Below are 17,348 nucleotides of genomic sequence, written 5' to 3'. Positions count from 1 at the left end.
ACGCGGTTCACCCGTTCTCCTTCTGGAAGCGGTCGTACGCCTTGTTGTGCATGTCGACGAGCCGCTGCATGTTCTTGGCCTTCAACTCGCTGACGTACGCGCCCCATTCGGACAGGGGGCGCTTGCCGAGGACGAACTTGAGGGTGTTCTGCGTGACGTGGTCCCGCAGCGGGGTGTCCCACAGCGACGCCTGCTCCTGCTCGACGGACTGCAGCGGGTGTGCCGGGGCGACGGGCAGCTGCTTGCGCTGGGCCATGGCGTCCTGGAACTTCTGCTCGTCGGGGCTGAACATGGAGGAGACGAGATCCCAACTGCCTCCGTAGGCGAACACGCCGTTGTAGAAGCCGTAGTTCTTCTGCATGTCCTTCGGGGCGTCCGGGTCGGAGCCCATGAGGCTGATGCCGTCCTTCGGCCGGTACCGGCCGCCGGAGCGGGTGTAGGTGACTCCCTCGACTCCCCACCGGGCGAACCGCTGGCCCTCGTCCGAGTACCAGAGCCAGTCGACGAACTGCATCATCGCGACGAAGGAGTCGCTCTTGAGGGCCTTGCTGGAGATCATGACGCCGTTCTCCAGCCGGGCACCACCCAGCACCACCGCTCCCGCCGGACCGAGCGGCACCGGCACCATCTCGATTCTCGCGCCCTCGACCTGTTTATCCAGGTTGAAGCGGTACTCCTGCACCAGCGCCTGGGGGTTGGCGCTGATCGCGAACGACTTCTGAGCGAGCAGCTTCTGCGTCGCGTCGTCGTCGGTCTGGGTGAAGCTCTCCGGGTCGACCAGTTTCTCGGCGACCAGCTTCCGCACGAACGCGATCATCTGCCGGAAGGCGTCGGTCGCGCCGGTGAAGACGAACGTGTTCGCGTCCGCGTCCCAACTGATGTTGTCGTACGTCCAGCCCGCCCGCACCCCGTACGCCTGGCCGAGATAGCTGAAGAGCGCGGCGGCCGGATAGGGCGTGTTCTTGCTCCAGCGGTCGGAGAAGGGGTAGCGGTCCGGGTACTCCCGTCTGATCGCCGTGAAGACGTCGTACACCTCGTCCCAGGTGGTGGGCGCGGTCAGGCCGAGCCGGTCGAGGACGTCCATGCGCAGCGACAGCGAGTAGCCGGACCTGACCTTCTCGTGCAGGCCGGGCAGCAGGTAGAACTTGCCGTCGGACTGGCGAATGGAGTCGATCTCCGGCTCCAGCTTCCACTTCTTCACCTTGTCGCGGAAGTTGGGCATCAGGTGCACGTAGTCGCTCACCGGGAGGATCGCGCCCGAGGACACGAACGCGACCTCGGAGGGGTGGTACGTCTTGGGGATCAGGAACGGGGCGTCACCGGAGCCGATGAGGACGCTGCGCTTCTTCTCGTAGTCCATGAGGGGGACGGAGACGGGCTTCAGGGTGACGCCGGTGCGCTTGGTCAGCTCCTTCCAGAACAGCCAGCTGTCCTTCATCGGGTAGACCGGGTTCTCGTTGTGCAGGACCGAGAAGGACAGCGGCTTCGCCGCCTTGAACTGCTGGCCGACGCGGTACTCCTTCATCGCGCCGTTCTGCTTCTTCGACAGGTCCTTGGAGTCACCACCGTCGTCACCGCTGCCGCAGCCGGTGAGGGTGGCGAGGCCGACGAAACCCGCGGCGGCCAGGATCTGGCGTCGCGACAGTTGTCCTGCGTTCTTCACGGGAACTCCTTTGTTCCGTACGCCGGTTGAGGAGAGGTGCGGTACGTACCGAGGCGGTCAGCCCTTGACCGCGCCGAGCATCACGCCCGAGACGAAGTAGCGCTGCACGAGCGGGTACACGCAGAGGATGGGCAGTGAGGTCAGCACGATCGTGACGGCCTGGATATTCGCCCCGACCTGGCTGAGCTGCGCGTCGGCGGCGCCGGCGTTGCCGCCCGTGGTGGCGCCGGAGATCAGGTTGCGCAGATAGACGGTGACCGGCATCAGGTCCGTCTGGTCCATGTAGAGGAACGCGCTGAACCAGGAGTTCCAGAAGGACACCGAGTAGAACAGCACCATCGTCGCGACGACCGCCTTGGACAGCGGCAGCACGATTCTGAGCAGGACGCCGTACGTGCTCAGGCCGTCGATCTGGGCGGCCTCCTCCAGTTCGGTCGGCAGGCTCTCGAAGAATGCCTTCATCACCAGGAGGTTGAAGACGCTGATCGCGTTGGGCAGCGCGATCGCCCAGACGCTGTTCTTCAGGCCGAGGTTGGTGATCAGGAGGTAGTTGGGGATCAGGCCGCCGGTGAAGAACATGGTGAACACGGCGATACCGACGAGCGCGGTGCGGCCCTTGAGGTTCTTCTTCGACAGGACGTAGGCGTAACAGGTCGTCAGGACCATGGCGACGGTGGTGGCGACCACCGTGTACAGCACGGTGTTGCCGTAGTTCCGCCAGAACATCGAGTCCTGGAACACGATCTTGTACGTGGTGAGGTTGAACCCCTTGGGCCACAAGGTGACGTCACCCGCGCGGATCTGGCGCTCCCCGCTGAAGGACCTCGCGACGATGTTGACGAAGGGGTACAGGGTCACCACGACGACGAGAGTGAGGATCACCCCGTTGACGCCCTGGAAGACGCGATAGCCGCGGGTCGGCTGGTTGACGGACGTACGCGGGCGGGCGGGGCGCCCGGACAGCAGACTCACCACAGGCTCGTCCCCACTGTGCGGCGCGAGAGCTGGTTCGCGGACGTGATCAGGACCAGGCCGATGATCGCCTCGAACAGACCGATGGCCGCGGCATAGCTGAAGCTGTTGGACTCGACTCCGGAACGGTAGACGTACGTCGAGATCACGTCGCCGGTCGGGTAGGTCAACGGGTTGTACAGCAGCAGGACCTTCTCGAAGCCGACCGCCAGGAACGTGCCGACGTTGAGGATCAGCAGCGTGATCATGGTGGGGCGGATGCCGGGCAGCGTGACGTGCCAGATCTGCTGCCAGCGGTTGGCGCCGTCGATGCGCGCGGCCTCGTACAGATCGTCGTCGATGGTGGTGAGCGCGGCGAGGTAGAGGATCGTGCCCCACCCGGCGGTCTGCCAGATCTCCGAGCCGACATAGATCGTGCGGAACCACTCCGGTTCCTGGATGAACCGGATCGGATCGTGGCCGAGCCGGCCCAGGACGTGGTTGACCGGCCCGTCCGTGGCGAGCATCTGCAGGGTGATGCCCGCGACGATCACGATCGACAGGAAGTGCGGCAGGTACGACACCGACTGCACGAACCGCTTGAGCGAGCGCCTGCGTACCTCGTTGAGCAGCAGCGCCAGCACGATCGGGATCGGGAAGCAGAAGACGAGCGTCAGGCCGCCGAGCCACAGGGTGTTGCGGAAGACCTGCCAGAAGGTGGGGTCGCTGAGGAACATCTGGACATAGCGCAGTCCCACCCACTGTTCGCCGAAGATCGAACCGCCCGGTTCGAAGCGCCGGAAGGCGATCACGTTGCCGATCATCGGCAGATAGCGGAAGACGAGGAAGAACAGCAGGGGCAGTACGGCGAGCGAGTACAGCTGCCAGTCCCTGCGCAGCGCCCGCCGCCAGCCGGTGCGGGCCGGTGTCCGCGCGCTGCGACAGGGGGCGGCTCTTGCCGGTGGCGGGTCCTGGGTGCCCGGCGGTGGGGCCGATGTTGTGGACGTGCTCATGCTCGGGCCTCCCGTGGCATGGGACGCGGAACCGAAACTTTCGAGCTCTTACCGGTAACTTCGCGGCAACTTAGGGGCAGCAGAAAGTGCTGTCAATGGGGGCCGCGTAAGGGAAGGTTGGGCGGTGAGACGGTTGTGCCGCCCTGGATTCACCACGGGGCGAGGGTGGAAGGGATGGAGGTATCGGCGTGGTTACGTCGGAACTTTCTGGCTTACGACCGCAACGATCGGACCGAGCCGCCCCGTTGACGCCTGTGAGGTGCCGCCGTGCCAGCGTTCGACATGCCGCTGAAGGAGCTCGAACATTACCGACCGGAACCCGAGGAGCCCGCCGACTTCGACGAGTTCTGGCTGAGCACGCTCAAGGAGGCCGGGCAGAGGGACCCGGTGGTCTCGGCGCGACCGGTGGCGACCGGTCTGCGGCTCACGGAGACCTGGGACGTGACCTTCCGCGGCTTCGCCGGCGATCCGGTGCGGGCCTGGTTCAGCCGGCCGGCCAAAGTGCCCGAACCGCTGCCGGCCATTGTCGAGTACGCCGGCTACGGCCGTGGGCGAGGTCTGCCCCACGAGCGGCTGACCTGGGTGAACGCCGGGTACGCGCATCTGCTGATGGACAACCGGGGCCAGGGCGACCAGTACGGCTGCGGGGGCGACACCCCGGACCCGCACGCGACCGTGCCCGGCGGTCCGGGTCCGGCGGTACGCGGTCTGCTCGCCCCGCAGGACAGCCACTACCGCCGTCTGATCACGGACGCGGTCCGCGCGGTGGCCGCGGTCCGAGCGCTCCCCGCGGTGGACGCGTCCCGGACCGTCGCCGTCGGCAACAGCCAGGGCGGCGGGCTCGCCCTGGCCGTCGCCGGACTGGTCCCGGATCTCGCGGCGGTCCTGGTCACCGCGCCCTTCCTGTGCGGGATCCGGCGGGCACTGGACCTCACCGACGCGGCCCCCTACGGCGAAGTCACCGCGTATCTGTCCGTCCACCGGGGCGCCGAGCGAGCCGCGTACCGCACGCTCTCCTACCTGGAGGGCATCTCCTTCGCCCGGCGCGCGCAGGCCCCGGCCCACTTCGGGGTGGGCCTGCGCGACACGGTGTGCCCGCCGAGCGGGGCGTACGCCGCGTTCAACCGCTACGCCGAACTGACCGGCGTGGAACGCGGCGATGAGACCGTCCGCAAGGAGCCCGTCCGCAAGGAGATCCACGCCTATCCGTACAACGGCCACGAAGGCGGCGACGCCGTGCAGGTCCGCCGCCAACTCGACTGGCTGGCTGATTTGTTGGGAGAACCTGGCGTCGGTCCGGAGTCGGCGTGAACGCGGGCGGGTCCGTGTTCACGCCGACTCCGGCCTCGCGCTCGCGATCCGCTTGCCGTCGCCCGGGCCTGCCACCGGAATGGGGCGGCGCGGACCTCGACCTGCGGCAAGGTTGTCGGCTTCGCCGGCCGGCGCGCGGACCCGGTGGCACACATCACCCACCGGGTCCGCCCTGAGCGGTGGTTCCGCCCTGAACGGCGGTTACGAACGACGGATCAGCCGACGGCGCTTCAGCCGACCCGGCAGGGAAGCGTCGCCGTCGCGTCACCGCCGGACCCGGAGACGACGTAGCCGAACGTCGTACTCTTCCCCGGATCCAGTGAGCCGTTCCAGTTGGCGTTGTGCACCATCACGTTCTGTCCGGTGTAGGTGGCGTTGCCGCTCCACAGGCTCTCGACCTTCTGGCCGCCCGCCAGCGTCCAGTCGACCATCCAGCCCAGCATCGGGACATCGCCGGAGTTGGTGACGGTCACCTCGGACTGGTATCCGCCGTTCCAACTGCCCGTCGTCTTACGGGTGGCCGTACAGGTGCCCGGCACCGGATCGGTCGGGTTGCCCGGCTCATGGATGCCGGTGACCTCGCCGTTGCCGCCGTCGAAGACGACGTCGGAGCAGGAGTAGAAGGTCTCCGCGCTGTCCGAACGCTGCCACACCATGTAGATGATGTGCCGCCCCGACTTGTTCGCCGGGAGCTGGCCGGTCCAGGAGTAGTTGGCCTCGACCGTGCCCGGACTGCCGTTGAGCGGCGGGTGGTCGGCACTCAGGAAGGGCTGGGACTCCATGTCGTTCCAGGTGAGGGTCTTCTTGGGGTCGAAGCCGTCCTTGGTGACGTAGACGTAGAACCAACCCGGGTGCGCGGCCCAGGCGTTGTAGGAGAAGTCGACCGTCTTGCCCGAGGTGAGATGGGTGAGCGGCCAGTCGTCGCGGGCCGCGTTGAAGCCCGTGAAGTTGGTGTTGCCACCGCTGCACAGTTCGCCGTCCGGCACGAAGCCGCGGGTGCGGCCGGCGCCGTCCGAGCGCAGCACCGAGAACCAGTTGTAGAACGGCGTGGTGCCGCTGACCTGTTGCGCGTTCTTGCAGGCCGGGTTGATCGGTTTGATCTCACCGGTGTCGGTCAGCCCGTCCTGCCAGCACAGGAAGGTGCGGCTGGCGGGCTTCATGGGGGTGCCGTGCGCCTCCGCCTTGCCGCCGGCCGTGACGACCAGGCTGAGTGCCGGGATCGTGGCGAGCAGGGAGACCAGTACGAGGAAGAGGGCGCGGGCGCGGGTGGGGAGCGGGAAGCGGGGGCCGGACAGTAATCGGCGTGGGGAGTCCGGGGGCTCCACTCCTATTCTTGTCATGATCATGACAGATCAGTCCGTTCCTTGAGGTACGGGCCGTGGATGCGTGTGCGCGAATGAGCGTGTGCGGATGGCGGGGGCGGGAGCGGCCTCGGGGCGGGTTCCGGTCCACCACGTGGGAGCGCTCCCACCCACCTCCTTGGGAAGTTATCGCCGACCGGCCGACTTGTAAACGCCTGGCACACACGGGCGGTTCGCGGTGATGGTGCCTCGCCGGTGGTGCCGACCCTGCCGCTCCCTCATCGACAGCGTCGCCGTGGCCGCCCTCATCGATCCCACGCTCATCGAGTGCGTCGAGGTCCGCTTTGAGTCCTCCCCTCCCTGAAGGGAAGGGGATTCCTGGCTCAGGCCGCCTCTTGGAGCTGCGCTCCAGGAGGTCTTCCGCCATCGGCACCAGCCGGGTTGAGACCAGCCCGGACGAGCATGACGCGTGCGGAGTTCTTGCCCCGTGGGGACACAGTCCCGCACGCGGCGCAGGTGTAGGTGCGCTCACCCAGCGGCAGGCGATGCTTGGCTCTCGCATCGCAGTGCCCGCAGTCCATCGTGGTGTGCGCGGCGTGGACCAGGCGGATGTCCCGCCCATGCTTGCGGCCCATCTCGAGCAGGGCGGCCTTGGTGGCGCCGATGGCGGCGTCAGCGGCCTTGCGGGCCATGGTGGACTTGGCCAGGAACTTCGGACGGAAGTCCTCGACCGCGATGGCGTCGTGGTCGCGGACCACCTTCTTGGCCCACTTACGGCCTGTGTCCGCACGCTGCCTGGCAACCTTCTTGTACGCCTTCGCCCGCAGTCTCTTCGCCTCGCGGTAGCCCTTCGACGCCGGCTGTCCCTTCTTCGGCCTGCGGCGGGCCATCATCCGGTCATACCGGGTCAGCTTCGCCCGGGCCTTCCTGCCGTGCCCGGCGTGCGGCAGGTCGTACGCGTCGGACGTGGTGGTCGCCGTCTCCTTCACACCCCAGTCGACACCGAGCACGCGACCGGTCTCCGGCAGGGGCTAGAGTTGGGCGGGGACGACGAACGAGGCGTACCAGTGCCCGAGGCTGTCCTGGTACACACGCACCGAGGACGGCTCGGACGGAAGTTCCCGCGACCACACCACCATCACGACGATGCCGCCCGCCAGGTGCAGCCGGCCGTCCTTCAACCTGAATCCGCGCTTGGTGTAGTTGAGGGTCGGCAGTGCCTCGCGCTTGGATTTCCACTTCGGCATCCCGGCCCGGCGCGCCATGGGCAGACGCTCTGCGATGTCCTTGTGCGCCTTGGCGCGGGAGCGTCCGAAGTCGCGGATGGTCTGCTGCTGGGGAACTGATGACCCCTCACGCAGCCACGGCATACGGGCGCGGGCTTCGGTCAGCATCCTGTCGAGCTGCGCCGGACCACACGTGGCCTTCTGACCGGTCGCCTTGTTGTGCAGGTGTACAGCCTTGGACTTGGCGACACACTCGTTCCACAGCCAGCGGCACCGGTCCCACTCCGCCGCCAATGCCGTGCGGGCGGGAGACGACAGGCGCAGCCGGAAGTTGTACCGGGCATGCCCGCTCTCCACAGCCACCCCCACCTGCGCCATCTCGCCCCCTCACGGTTCCCGGCCAGGACACTGTGCCGTCCCGAACCCTCCGAAGGACCGTATGTACGACCGCCGCACACACGCACCCCGATCCCATGGCCACCACCCCGACCAGCGATCACAGGCACACGTGTTCGCATCACCTCGGCGATGCCGACAGGGGTACCGGCCCTCCACGCCCTGAACCGTGTGCGGCGACGCCCCGCGTTGCGACACCCGGATGCGATTCCTCCCCGGCGTGAACGCCGGGGCCTCCTCGCAAGAAACAGGTGACGTCGAACGCCGCGGCGAACTGACGCGTGGCATGACGGTCGTCGAACGGCGCGCACACCACGGACGGGAGGACCTGCCCGTCATCCGGACGGTGTCCGCACTCGACTTCGACCGCTTCCTCGACCTGGTGACCACCGTGCTCAGCGAACCGCGAGCCTGACGCACGGAGCAACGCGGCTGTCGGCGCGGTCAGTTCGTGGTCGGTGACGGGCCGGTCGTGGGCCGGCCCGCGGGCGTTTGACGACAAGACCTACGGAAACCGCCAATTCCCGTGGCCGAAGGGGGCATTGGCACTCCTCGGCCACAGGATTCCCTTGAGCCGTTTTCGGCGCAGCGCTCACTCTGATCACTGGCTTCCGCTCACCAGGCCGGAAGTGTCGTCAGCGTTCAGGGGAGGACGCCACCCATGCGAAGACACCACGCCCTCTGGGCCGTAGCCGGAGCGGCAGGACTGCTCACGGGCACGATCACGCCCGCCGCGGCCGGTTCCGGGTCGCCGGTCACCGCACCGGACTCCACGGTCGTGCGGAGCGGCGCCGAGACCGGTGCCACGACCACGCAGACCGTCACCCTCATTACCGGCGACACCGTGTCGCTGAGCGTCGGACCGGACGGCAGGAACGCCGTCGACGTCCAGCGCGGCGAGGGCCGGGAGGCCGCGACGTTCGTGTCGAGCGAGAAGGACGGCGAGGTCAGCGTCCTTCCGGCGGACGCGATCCCGCTGCTGAAGGCGGGCCGCCTCGACCCGGCCCTGTTCAACGTCACCCAGTTGGTGAAGCAGGGGTACACGGACGCGAAGACCGGCGCCACCCCGGTGATCGCGACGTACACCAAGGGCAGCGCGACCCCCGACGGCGCGCGCCGGACGCTCGCGCTGCCCACGATCGACGGCGCCGCGCTCAGCGCGAGGAAGTCGAGCGCCTTCTGGGCGGACATAGCCCCCGCGCTCGGCACCGGACCCACGACGAAGGCCGCACGACAGCTCGGCGAGGGCATCGACAAGATCTGGCTCGACGGCAAGGTCGAGGCCTCCCTCGACGTGAGCGTGCCGCAGATCGGCGCACCCGAGGTGTGGCGGTCGGGCTACGACGGCAAGGGAGTCAAGGTCGCCGTCCTGGACACGGGCGTGGACGCCGGACACCCGGACCTCGCGGGGAGGATCGGGCAGACGCAGAGCTTCGTGCCGGACGAGCCGGTGCGCGACGGCCACGGCCACGGCACCCATGTGGCGTCCACGATCGTCGGCTCGGGCGCGGCCTCCGACGGCAAGCGCAAGGGCGTGGCGCCGGGCGCGGAGCTGCTGGTCGGCAAGGTGCTGAACAACGCGGGCAAGGGCCAGGACTCCTGGATCATCGCGGGCATGGAGTGGGCGGCGCGCTCCGGCGCGAAGATCGTGTCGATGTCGTTGGGCGGTGACGCGTCGGGCCCCTCGGACGTGCTGAGTGAGACGGTCGACGAGCTGTCCGCGTCCACCGGCACCCTCTTCGTGATCGCGGCGGGCAACTCCGGCCCGGCCGAGCAGACCATCGGTACCCCGGGCATCGCCGACTCGGCGCTGACGGTGGGCGCCGTGGACAAGTCCGACAAGCTGGCCTCGTTCTCGAGCCGGGGCCCGCGCATCGGCGACTGGGCGGTCAAGCCGGAGATCACCGCGCCGGGCGCGGCCATCACCGCGGCCCGCGCCGCCGGCACCACCATGGGCACGCCGGTCGACGACCATTACACGACGTCGAGCGGTACGTCGATGGCCACCCCGCATGTCGCGGGCGCCGCGGCGCTGGTCGCGCAGGCCCATCCGGACTGGACGGGACAGCAGATCAAGCAGGCGCTCGCGACGACCGCGAAGACGAACACCGTCAACTCCGTGTTCGAGCAGGGCGACGGCCGGGTCGACGCCGTACGGGCTGTCCAGCAGGGCGTCTTCGCGACGCCGACGCTGAGTTTCGGCGCGTTCGAGGAGAGCGACACCCAGACCGACAGCAAGGACATCACCTACACCAACACCACTGACAAAGCGGTGGAGTTGAAGATCTCCTCGTCGCTCCCCGACGCCGCCCTGAACGCGGACACCCTGGCCGTCCCGGCGAAGGGCACCGCCACCGTCGGCGTCACCGTCGACCCGGCCCAGGAGGCGACGGGCCGGTACACGGGCCACGTCACCGCGAGCGCCGACGGCGTCCAGGTCACCACCGCCATCGGCTTCGAGAAGCTGGCGAAGACCTACGACCTGAAGCTGTCGCTGGTGGGCCGGGACGGCAAGCCGTCCACCGGGGCGTCGCTCTTCATGTTGCAGGAACTGAGCGGCGCGTACGACTCGTACGGGTTCCTCGGCAGCGGCTACACCTTCAAGGTGCCGGCCGGTACGTACTCCACGGCGTCCTGGATCTCGCAGCGGGACGCGGCCGGACTGGAGGTCGGCACCTCGGTCGTCGGCGATCCGCAGATCAAGGTCGACAAGGACACCGAGGTCGTTCTCGACGCCCGCAAGGCGGTCGAGATCAAGCCGAGGACCAAGGAGGACTCCGAGTTCCCGGGATTCACCACCACCTGGAAGCGGGAAGGGCCGGGCAGCGGCTGGGGCCTGACCTACAGCCAGGGCTGGTGGACCGACCACGTCTACGTGGCGCCCACCGAGAAGGTCACCGAGGGCACGTTCGAGTTCTCCTCGAAGTTCCGTCTGTACGCCAAGGAGCTGACGGCGAGCGTCACCAGCCCCGAGAAGTACGCGTTGCCCCTCGACTACGCGCAGACGTCCAGCGGGTTCCCGGTGAAGTTCAGCGGTGACCGCACGGTGCGCGCGGTGGACGCGGGCAGCGGCACCGAAGCCGACTTCGCGGGGCTGGACGTCAAGGGCAAGGTGGCGGTCGTCCGGGTGGCCGCCGGGGGAACGCCGGACGAGGCACTGACCAACGCGACCGCGGCAGGGGCCGGTTACGTCCTCGCCTACCGCGAGACGCCCGGGTACTGGATCGCCTCCGTGAGGAGCGCGACCATCCCGCTGATGATCGCCACCGGCGAGGACGGCGCGCAGCTCGGGGCCCAGCTCAAGAGCGGGAAGAAGGTCAGGCTGGAGCTGGACGGCACCGCGGTCAGCCCGTATGTGTACAGCGTGATGTTCCCGCAGACGGGCGCCGTCTCGGACCAGCAGACGTACCACCTGAACAGCTCCAACACGGTAAAGCAGAAGGTTCGCTACCACGGGGCCAAGGCCGGGCAGGTCGGCAAGGACGCCGTGTACAGGTTCCGTCCCAGGCAGAACACCGACATCGCGACCACCAACAATGTGCGGCTGGGCACGGAGCGCACCGAGTACTACAACGTCTCCGACACCCGGATCTGGCACGCCGTCTATCCCGACACGAAGGCGAACAGGCCTCAGTGGGGTTCCCTGCAGACCTTCGACAAGGCGGGCAAGCTGCCCACCGAGGACTGGCTGCGCCCGGTCGTCCGCCCGGCGACCAGTGAGCAGTACGGCCTCTCTCAGCGCACCGGCGACAAACTCACCTTCTCCGTGCCGGAGTTGAGCGACGCCACGCCTGGTCACTACGGGTCGGTGGACAACGCCCAGGACACCGCGAAGGGCACGCTGTACGCGGACGGACAGTTGGTCGGCGACACCGCGCTCGGCGGGCTCGGCACCTTCGACGTCCAGGCGGCGAAGGCCTCGTACCGCCTCGTACTCGACGCTCGGCGCACGGCCGACTGGGCCGCGTACTCCACCAGCACCCACACCGAATGGTCCTTCGCCTCGGCGCACACGGACCAGCGGACGGCGCTGCCGCTGCTCTCGGTCGACCATGACGTGGACGGGCTCGACCTCCTGGGCCGTGTCGACCGCAAGCACAAGTCGGAGCTCGGACTCTCCGTACGGAATCAGTCGGGCAGCGTCACGGCCGGCGACCTGAAGGCGTGGGTCTCCTACGACGACGGCACCTCCTGGAAGGAGGTGAAGGTGAAGCGCGGCGAGGCGCGACTCAAGCACCCGAAGGGCGCCGGATTCGTGTCGCTGCGCGTGCGGGCCGCCGACCGGAACGGCAACGCGGTCGACCAGACCGTGCTGCGGGCGTTCGGCCTGAAGTAGCCGGCGCGAAGCAGGTGACGTGTTGTACCGGCCTGAAGGCAACGGCGCCCCGGGCCGGTACAAACAGCCTTAACAATGATCGCCTACCGTGCCGAGCCATGGTGAACACGGCATACGACACGGCAGACCAGACCCCTGCCGCGAGCCCCTGGGCCGCGGTGGGGCTCTCCTCGTTCGACGAGTTGCTCTATCGGGCGATCCTGCACCAGCCCGATGCCGGTGCGGCCGGCTGGGCGCTCCTGACCGGTGCCTCCCCGGCTCGGGTGCGCGAATCCTGCAACGTGCTGCTCGCGGTCGGGTTGCTCCAACCGCCGGATTCCATGGGGGGATTACGCGCGATCGACCCGAGAGTGGCGGTTCGCGGCCTGATCAGACGGCGCGAGACGGTGTCCGAGCTGCTCGCCGCCACGGCCGAGGAGATGGCAACCGCGTACGAGGCCGGGCTGTTGCGTGAGGAGCCGACCCGGCTGATCGAGGTCGCTTCCGGCGAGGGCGCCATCGCCGCCCGCCTGGAGGAGATGTACGCCCGCGCCGAGCACGAGGTGTGCCTGTTCGACACGCCTCCGTATCTCGCACCGCCGGCACCGCAGGTGGATCTCCAGGCCGATCTGCTCAGCCGGGGGATCGTCTCTCGCGGGATCTATTCGGTGACCGCCCTCGAAGACCCGAACGTCCTCTCCCGCACCTGGAGAATGGTCGAACTCGGAGAGCAGGCCCGGGTGTTGCCGTCCGTGCCGGTCAAGTTGCTGGTGGTCGACGGGTGTCGCGCGATACTCCCGCTGACCTCGTCCGCGGCGGGGGGCTACTGCGCCGTCGTGGTGTGGCACTCGGCGGTGACCGAAGCCCTGCAGAAGCTTTTCGAGATGGCCTGGCAGCAGGCGACACCGCTCGGCCAGCTGGCCGGCGACGGTGAACTCCCTGAGAGCGAACGGACGTTGATCAGGCTGCTGGCGGCGGGGATGAAGGACGAGGCGGTGGCCCGCCATCTGGGCGTGAGCCTGCGGACCCTGCGGCGGCGGGTGAGTGAGCTGCAGGAGCGGCTGGGGGCGGCGAGCCGCTTCCAGCTGGGGGTACGGGCTGCTCAGCGAGGCTGGGTGTAGCCGCGCCGGACTCGGACGGCGAAGGGTCGCGGCCCTGGTGAGGAGCGCGACCCGACCGCCGTACCGGAGGCGGTACCTGATCGCCTCCTCCCCGGAGCGGGCTCTCGCTCGTGCTCGGCGCCCATGCGTAGAGCGTCAACTGCCGTGACCGAAGGGGGCATTGGCACCCCCCGGCCACAGGAATTCCTTGAGTCGCATTCCCCGCGGCGCTCACTCTGATCACTGGCTCCCGCTCACATGGGCGGGACCGTTCAGCGTTCAGCGTTCAGCGTTCAGCGTTCAGGGGAGGAAGTCCACACATGCGAAGACTCCACGCCCTCTGGGCCGTGGCAGCCGCGGCCGGTCTGCTCACGGGGGCGATCACGCCCTCCATGGCCGATCCCGCGTCCCCGGTCACCAAGCCACTCACCAAGCCCGGCACCAAGCCCGGCACCACGAGCACGCAGACCGTCACCCTCATCACCGGCGACACGGTCACCCTCACCACCGGCGCCGACGGCAGGTCCGCCGTCGACGTGCGACGCGGCAAGGGCCGCGAGTCCGCCACCTTCCTGTCGAGCGAGCAGAACGGCGAGGTCAGCGTCGTACCGGACGACGCGATCCCGCTGCTTCAGGCGGGCCGTCTCGACCCGGCCCTGTTCAACATCACGCAGCTCGTCAAGCAGGGGTACGCGGACACGAGGACCGGCGCCATCCCGCTGATCGCCACCTATCGCCAGGGGAACGCGACCCCCGAGGGCGCCCGCAGGACCCTGTCCCTGCCCGGCATCGACGGTGCCGCGCTCACCGCGAAGAAGTCCACCGCCGAGAAGTTCTGGGCGGCCATCGCCCCCGACACCGAGAACACGGCCGCCGAGAACACGGCCGCCGGGCCCACGGGCAAGGCGGCCGGGCAACTCGCCGGCGGCCTCGACAAGCTCTGGTTGGACGCCAAGGTCAAGGCGTCCCTCGACGTCAGCGTCCCGCAGATCGGCGCACCCGAGGTGTGGCGGGCGGGCTACGACGGCAAGGGCGTCAAGGTCGCTGTCCTGGACACGGGCGTGGACGCCGGACACCCTGACCTCGCGGGCAAGATCACGCAATCGCAGAGCTTCGTGCCGGATCAGGAGGTGCGGGACGGCCACGGCCATGGCACCCATGTCGCGTCCACGATCGTCGGCTCGGGCGCGGCCTCCGAGGGCAAGCGCAAGGGCGTGGCGCCGGGCGCGGAGCTGCTGGTCGGCAAGGTGTTGAACAACGCGGGCTCCGGCCAGTCGTCGTGGATCATCGCCGGCATGCAGTGGGCGGCGGACTCCGGCGCGGACATCGTCTCCATGTCCCTCGGCGGTACGGCCACCGGCCCCTCGGACCCGCTCAGCGAGACGGTGGACGAGCTGTCCGCGTCGACGGGCACCCTCTTCGTGATCGCCTCGGGCAACACGGGCCCGCGGGAGCAGACCGTCGGCACGCCGGGCATCGCCGACTCGGCGCTCACGGTCGGCGCGGTCGACAAGTCCGACAAGCTGGCCTCGTTCTCCAGCCGTGGCCCGCGCCGCGGCGACTACGCGGTCAAACCGGAGATCACCGCGCCCGGCGTGAGCATCACGGCGGCCCGCGCGGCCGGCACCACCATGGGCACGCCGCTCGACGACAACTACACGACCGCGAACGGCACGTCGATGGCCACCCCGCACGTGGCGGGCGCCGCGGCGCTGGTCGCGCAGGCCCATCCGGACTGGACGGGCGAGCAGATCAAGCAGGCCCTGGCCAGTACCGCGAAGACGAACGCCGACGACTCCGTGTTCGCACAGGGAGACGGCCGCGTCGACGCCGTGCGGGCGGTCACGCAGAAGCTCTTCGCAACCTCGACGCTGAGCTTCGGCAAATTCGAGGACGGCGACACGGAGGTCGCCGGCAAGAACATCACCTACACCAACACCACCGAGTTGCCAGTGGAGTTGAAGCTCTCGTCGACGCTCGCCGACATCACACTGGGGGCCGGCACCGTGACCGTGCCCGCGAAGGGCACCGCCACGGTCCCCGTCAGCGTCGACCCGGCCAAGGCGACCCAGGGCCGGTACGCGGGCCACATCACCGCCACGGCCGACGGCATCCTGGTCACGACGGGCATCGGCTTCGAGAAGGCGCCGAAGACGCATGACCTGAAGGTCTCCCTCGTGGGCCGCGACGGCAAGCCGACCACCGAAGGGTCGCTCTACACATTGCAGGAGCTGAACGGCGCCTACGCCAACGAGTACGGCTCCATGAAAGCCACCGAGACCTGGGAGGTCCCGGCCGGTACGTACTCCATCGCCACCTGGATCTACGACGAGGACGCGGGCGGCGTGGCCGTCGGCACGTCGGTCGTCGGCAACCCCGAGATCAAGGTCGACGGGGACACCGAGGTCACGCTCGACGCCCGCAAGGCGGTCGAGATCGAGCCGAAGACCAAGGAGGACTCCGAGTTCCAGGGCTTCACCACCTCCTGGCACCGCGAGGGGCCGGGCAGCTCCTGGGGGTTGACGTACAGCCAGGGCCCCTGGACCGACCACGTCTATGTGGCGCCGACCGAGCAGGTCACCGAGGGATCTCTTGAGTTCTACGCCAAGTTCCGTTTGTACGCGAAGGAGTTGACGGCGAGCGTCACCAGCCCCGAGAAGTACGCGCTGCCCCTCGACTACGCGAACACGTACAACGACTTCCCGGTGAAGATCACCGGTGACCGGAAGGTACAGGCGGTGTACGCGGGCGCCGGCACGGCGGCCGACTTCGAGGGGCTCGACGTCAAGGGCAAGGCGGCGGTCGTCGGGGTCGACGCCGAGACGTGGGGGCCGGACGAGGCGATGGCCAACGCGGCCGAGGCGGGCGCGAGTTATCTGATCGCGTACCGCAAGAAGGCCGGCCACTGGCTCCCGGCCGTGGACAGGGCGACGATGCCGGTGATGATTGCCACCGGCGAGGACGGCGAGAAGCTCACCACCCTGCTGAAGCGCGGCAAGAAGGTCACGCTCAAGCTGGGCGGCACAGCGGTCAGCCCGTACGTCTACAACGTGACCCTCCCGCAGTCCGGAGCGATCTCGCCGGACCAGACGTACACCCTGGACCGCTCCACCACGGCGAAGGTGAAGAGCCGTTACCACGCATCCAGGGCGGGCGAGATGGGGGCCGACTCCGTCTACACGTTCCGCCCCTGGCAGCTGTACGCGATCGAGTCCAGTGACTACATGCGCGTCGGTCAAAAGCGCACGGAGTACTTCAACGTGAGCCCCGACACCCGCGTCTGGCACACCGTCTACCCGTCCTGGGAGGCATCCGGGGGCCAGTGGAACACCCTGCGGACCTACGGCAAGGCGGGCAACCAGCCCAGCGAGGACTGGCTGCGCCAGGTGGTACGCCCGGCGACGAGCACCGAGTACGGCCTCTCGGAACGCACTGGCGACAAACTCACCCTCGTCATACCGGAGTTGAGCGACTCGACGCCCGGTCACTACGGGTACGTCAGAGACGCCGACGACACCGCGCAGGGCAGGCTCTACGCGGACGGGCAGTTGGTCGGGGACTCGACGGTCGGCGGGTACGGCGTCTTCGACGTCCCGGCGGCGAAGGCCTCGTACCGCTTCGTGCTCGACGCGCAGCGCAAGGCCGACTGGGCGCCGTACTCCACGAGCACCCACACCGAATGGTCCTTCGCCTCGGCGCACACCGACCAGCAGACGGCGCTGCCCGTGCTCTCCGTCGGCTATGACGTCGACGGGCTCGACCTCCTGAACCGCGCCGATTCCAGGGGGAAGGTGGAGCTCGGACTCTCCGTCCGGGATCAGGAGGGAAGCGTCAAGGCCAGGAGCCTGAGGGCATGGGTCTCGTACGACGACGGTACGTCCTGGAAGGAGGCGAAGGTCCGGCACGGCAAGGCCGAGATCAAGCACCCGAAGGGCGCGACGTTCGTGTCGCTGCGCGTCCAGGCCTCCGACAATGCCGGAAACCAGATCGATCAGACCGTACTGCGGGCGTATGGCCTGAAGTAGGAGCGCCGCCATGGTGAACACCCTGACGGGATGACGTGAAAGGGCCG

General features: G+C 68.6%; 9 protein-coding genes and 1 pseudogene. 5 read left to right on the top strand and 5 right to left on the bottom strand.

All coding sequences use genetic code 11. The features are described 5' to 3' along the window. Positions 1–7 precede the first annotated feature (7 nt). From OHA64_RS36155 to OHA64_RS36145, 3 genes are read right to left on the bottom strand one after another with little or no spacing between them, the layout of a single operon-like run. Entirely contained in the window at positions 8–1,663 is a 1,656-nt protein-coding gene (locus tag OHA64_RS36155) for an extracellular solute-binding protein (protein ID WP_405620452.1), read from the bottom strand. A 57-nt stretch (positions 1,664–1,720) separates the two neighbouring features. After that, complete coding sequence (locus OHA64_RS36150; protein WP_405620450.1) at positions 1,721–2,635, bottom strand: carbohydrate ABC transporter permease; 915 nt, start codon at positions 2,633–2,635, stop codon at positions 1,721–1,723. Then, positions 2,632–3,627, bottom strand: coding sequence for an ABC transporter permease (locus OHA64_RS36145; RefSeq protein WP_405620448.1), 996 nt, complete (start codon positions 3,625–3,627; stop codon positions 2,632–2,634). Before OHA64_RS36145 ends, OHA64_RS36150 begins: the two co-directional genes overlap by 4 nt. Positions 3,628–3,894: 267 nt before the next feature. Here OHA64_RS36145 and OHA64_RS36140 point away from each other — a divergent pair, with 267 nt between their 5' ends. Next, positions 3,895–4,938: an acetylxylan esterase gene (locus OHA64_RS36140; protein WP_405620446.1), complete on the top strand. Its 1,044-nt coding sequence runs from the start codon at positions 3,895–3,897 to the stop codon at positions 4,936–4,938. A gap of 230 nt (positions 4,939–5,168) precedes the next feature. Here the strand turns inward: OHA64_RS36140 and OHA64_RS36135 are convergent, their stop codons facing one another. Continuing rightward, positions 5,169–6,278 (bottom strand): lytic polysaccharide monooxygenase, encoded by a 1,110-nt coding sequence (locus OHA64_RS36135; protein ID WP_405624257.1) that lies wholly within the window; start codon positions 6,276–6,278, stop codon positions 5,169–5,171. Between the two features lie 344 nt (positions 6,279–6,622). Beyond that, positions 6,623–7,843: pseudogene (locus tag OHA64_RS36130) on the bottom strand (RNA-guided endonuclease InsQ/TnpB family protein). A 220-nt stretch (positions 7,844–8,063) separates the two neighbouring features. Here OHA64_RS36130 and OHA64_RS36125 point away from each other — a divergent pair. The 4 genes from OHA64_RS36125 to OHA64_RS36110 all read left to right on the top strand — a co-directional run bounded on the left by OHA64_RS36125 (position 8,064) and on the right by OHA64_RS36110 (position 17,301). Beyond that, positions 8,064–8,276: a hypothetical protein gene (locus OHA64_RS36125; RefSeq protein WP_405620444.1), complete on the top strand. Its 213-nt coding sequence runs from the start codon at positions 8,064–8,066 to the stop codon at positions 8,274–8,276. A gap of 246 nt (positions 8,277–8,522) precedes the next feature. Then, positions 8,523–12,197, top strand: coding sequence for a S8 family serine peptidase (locus OHA64_RS36120; protein WP_405620442.1), 3,675 nt, complete (start codon positions 8,523–8,525; stop codon positions 12,195–12,197). Between the two features lie 98 nt (positions 12,198–12,295). Beyond that, positions 12,296–13,297 carry a helix-turn-helix transcriptional regulator gene (locus OHA64_RS36115; protein WP_405620440.1) on the top strand — a complete coding sequence of 334 codons (1,002 nt, stop codon included), beginning with the start codon at positions 12,296–12,298 and terminating at the stop codon, positions 13,295–13,297. A gap of 299 nt (positions 13,298–13,596) precedes the next feature. Continuing rightward, on the top strand, positions 13,597–17,301 hold the full coding sequence (locus OHA64_RS36110; protein WP_405620438.1) for a S8 family serine peptidase: 3,705 nt from the start codon (positions 13,597–13,599) through the stop codon (positions 17,299–17,301). The last annotated feature ends 47 nt before the right edge of the window (positions 17,302–17,348 follow it).

The sequence above is a fragment of the Streptomyces sp. NBC_00076 genome, assembly GCF_045041235.1.
In the GTDB taxonomy this organism is placed as follows: Bacteria; Actinomycetota; Actinomycetes; order Streptomycetales; family Streptomycetaceae; genus Streptomyces.
Note: the sequence above shows the minus strand (reverse complement) of the source record. Positions and strands in the feature narration are given on the sequence as shown.

Coding starts and splice junctions, on each gene's coding strand:
- OHA64_RS36110 (WP_405620438.1), top strand. CDS start 13,597: ATGCGAAGACTCCACGCCCTCTGGGCCGTGGCAGCCGCGGCCGGTCTG.
- OHA64_RS36145 (WP_405620448.1), bottom strand. CDS start 3,627: ATGAGCACGTCCACAACATCGGCCCCACCGCCGGGCACCCAGGACCCG.
- OHA64_RS36125 (WP_405620444.1), top strand. CDS start 8,064: ATGCGATTCCTCCCCGGCGTGAACGCCGGGGCCTCCTCGCAAGAAACA.
- OHA64_RS36135 (WP_405624257.1), bottom strand. CDS start 6,278: ATGACAAGAATAGGAGTGGAGCCCCCGGACTCCCCACGCCGATTACTG.
- OHA64_RS36120 (WP_405620442.1), top strand. CDS start 8,523: ATGCGAAGACACCACGCCCTCTGGGCCGTAGCCGGAGCGGCAGGACTG.
- OHA64_RS36115 (WP_405620440.1), top strand. CDS start 12,296: ATGGTGAACACGGCATACGACACGGCAGACCAGACCCCTGCCGCGAGC.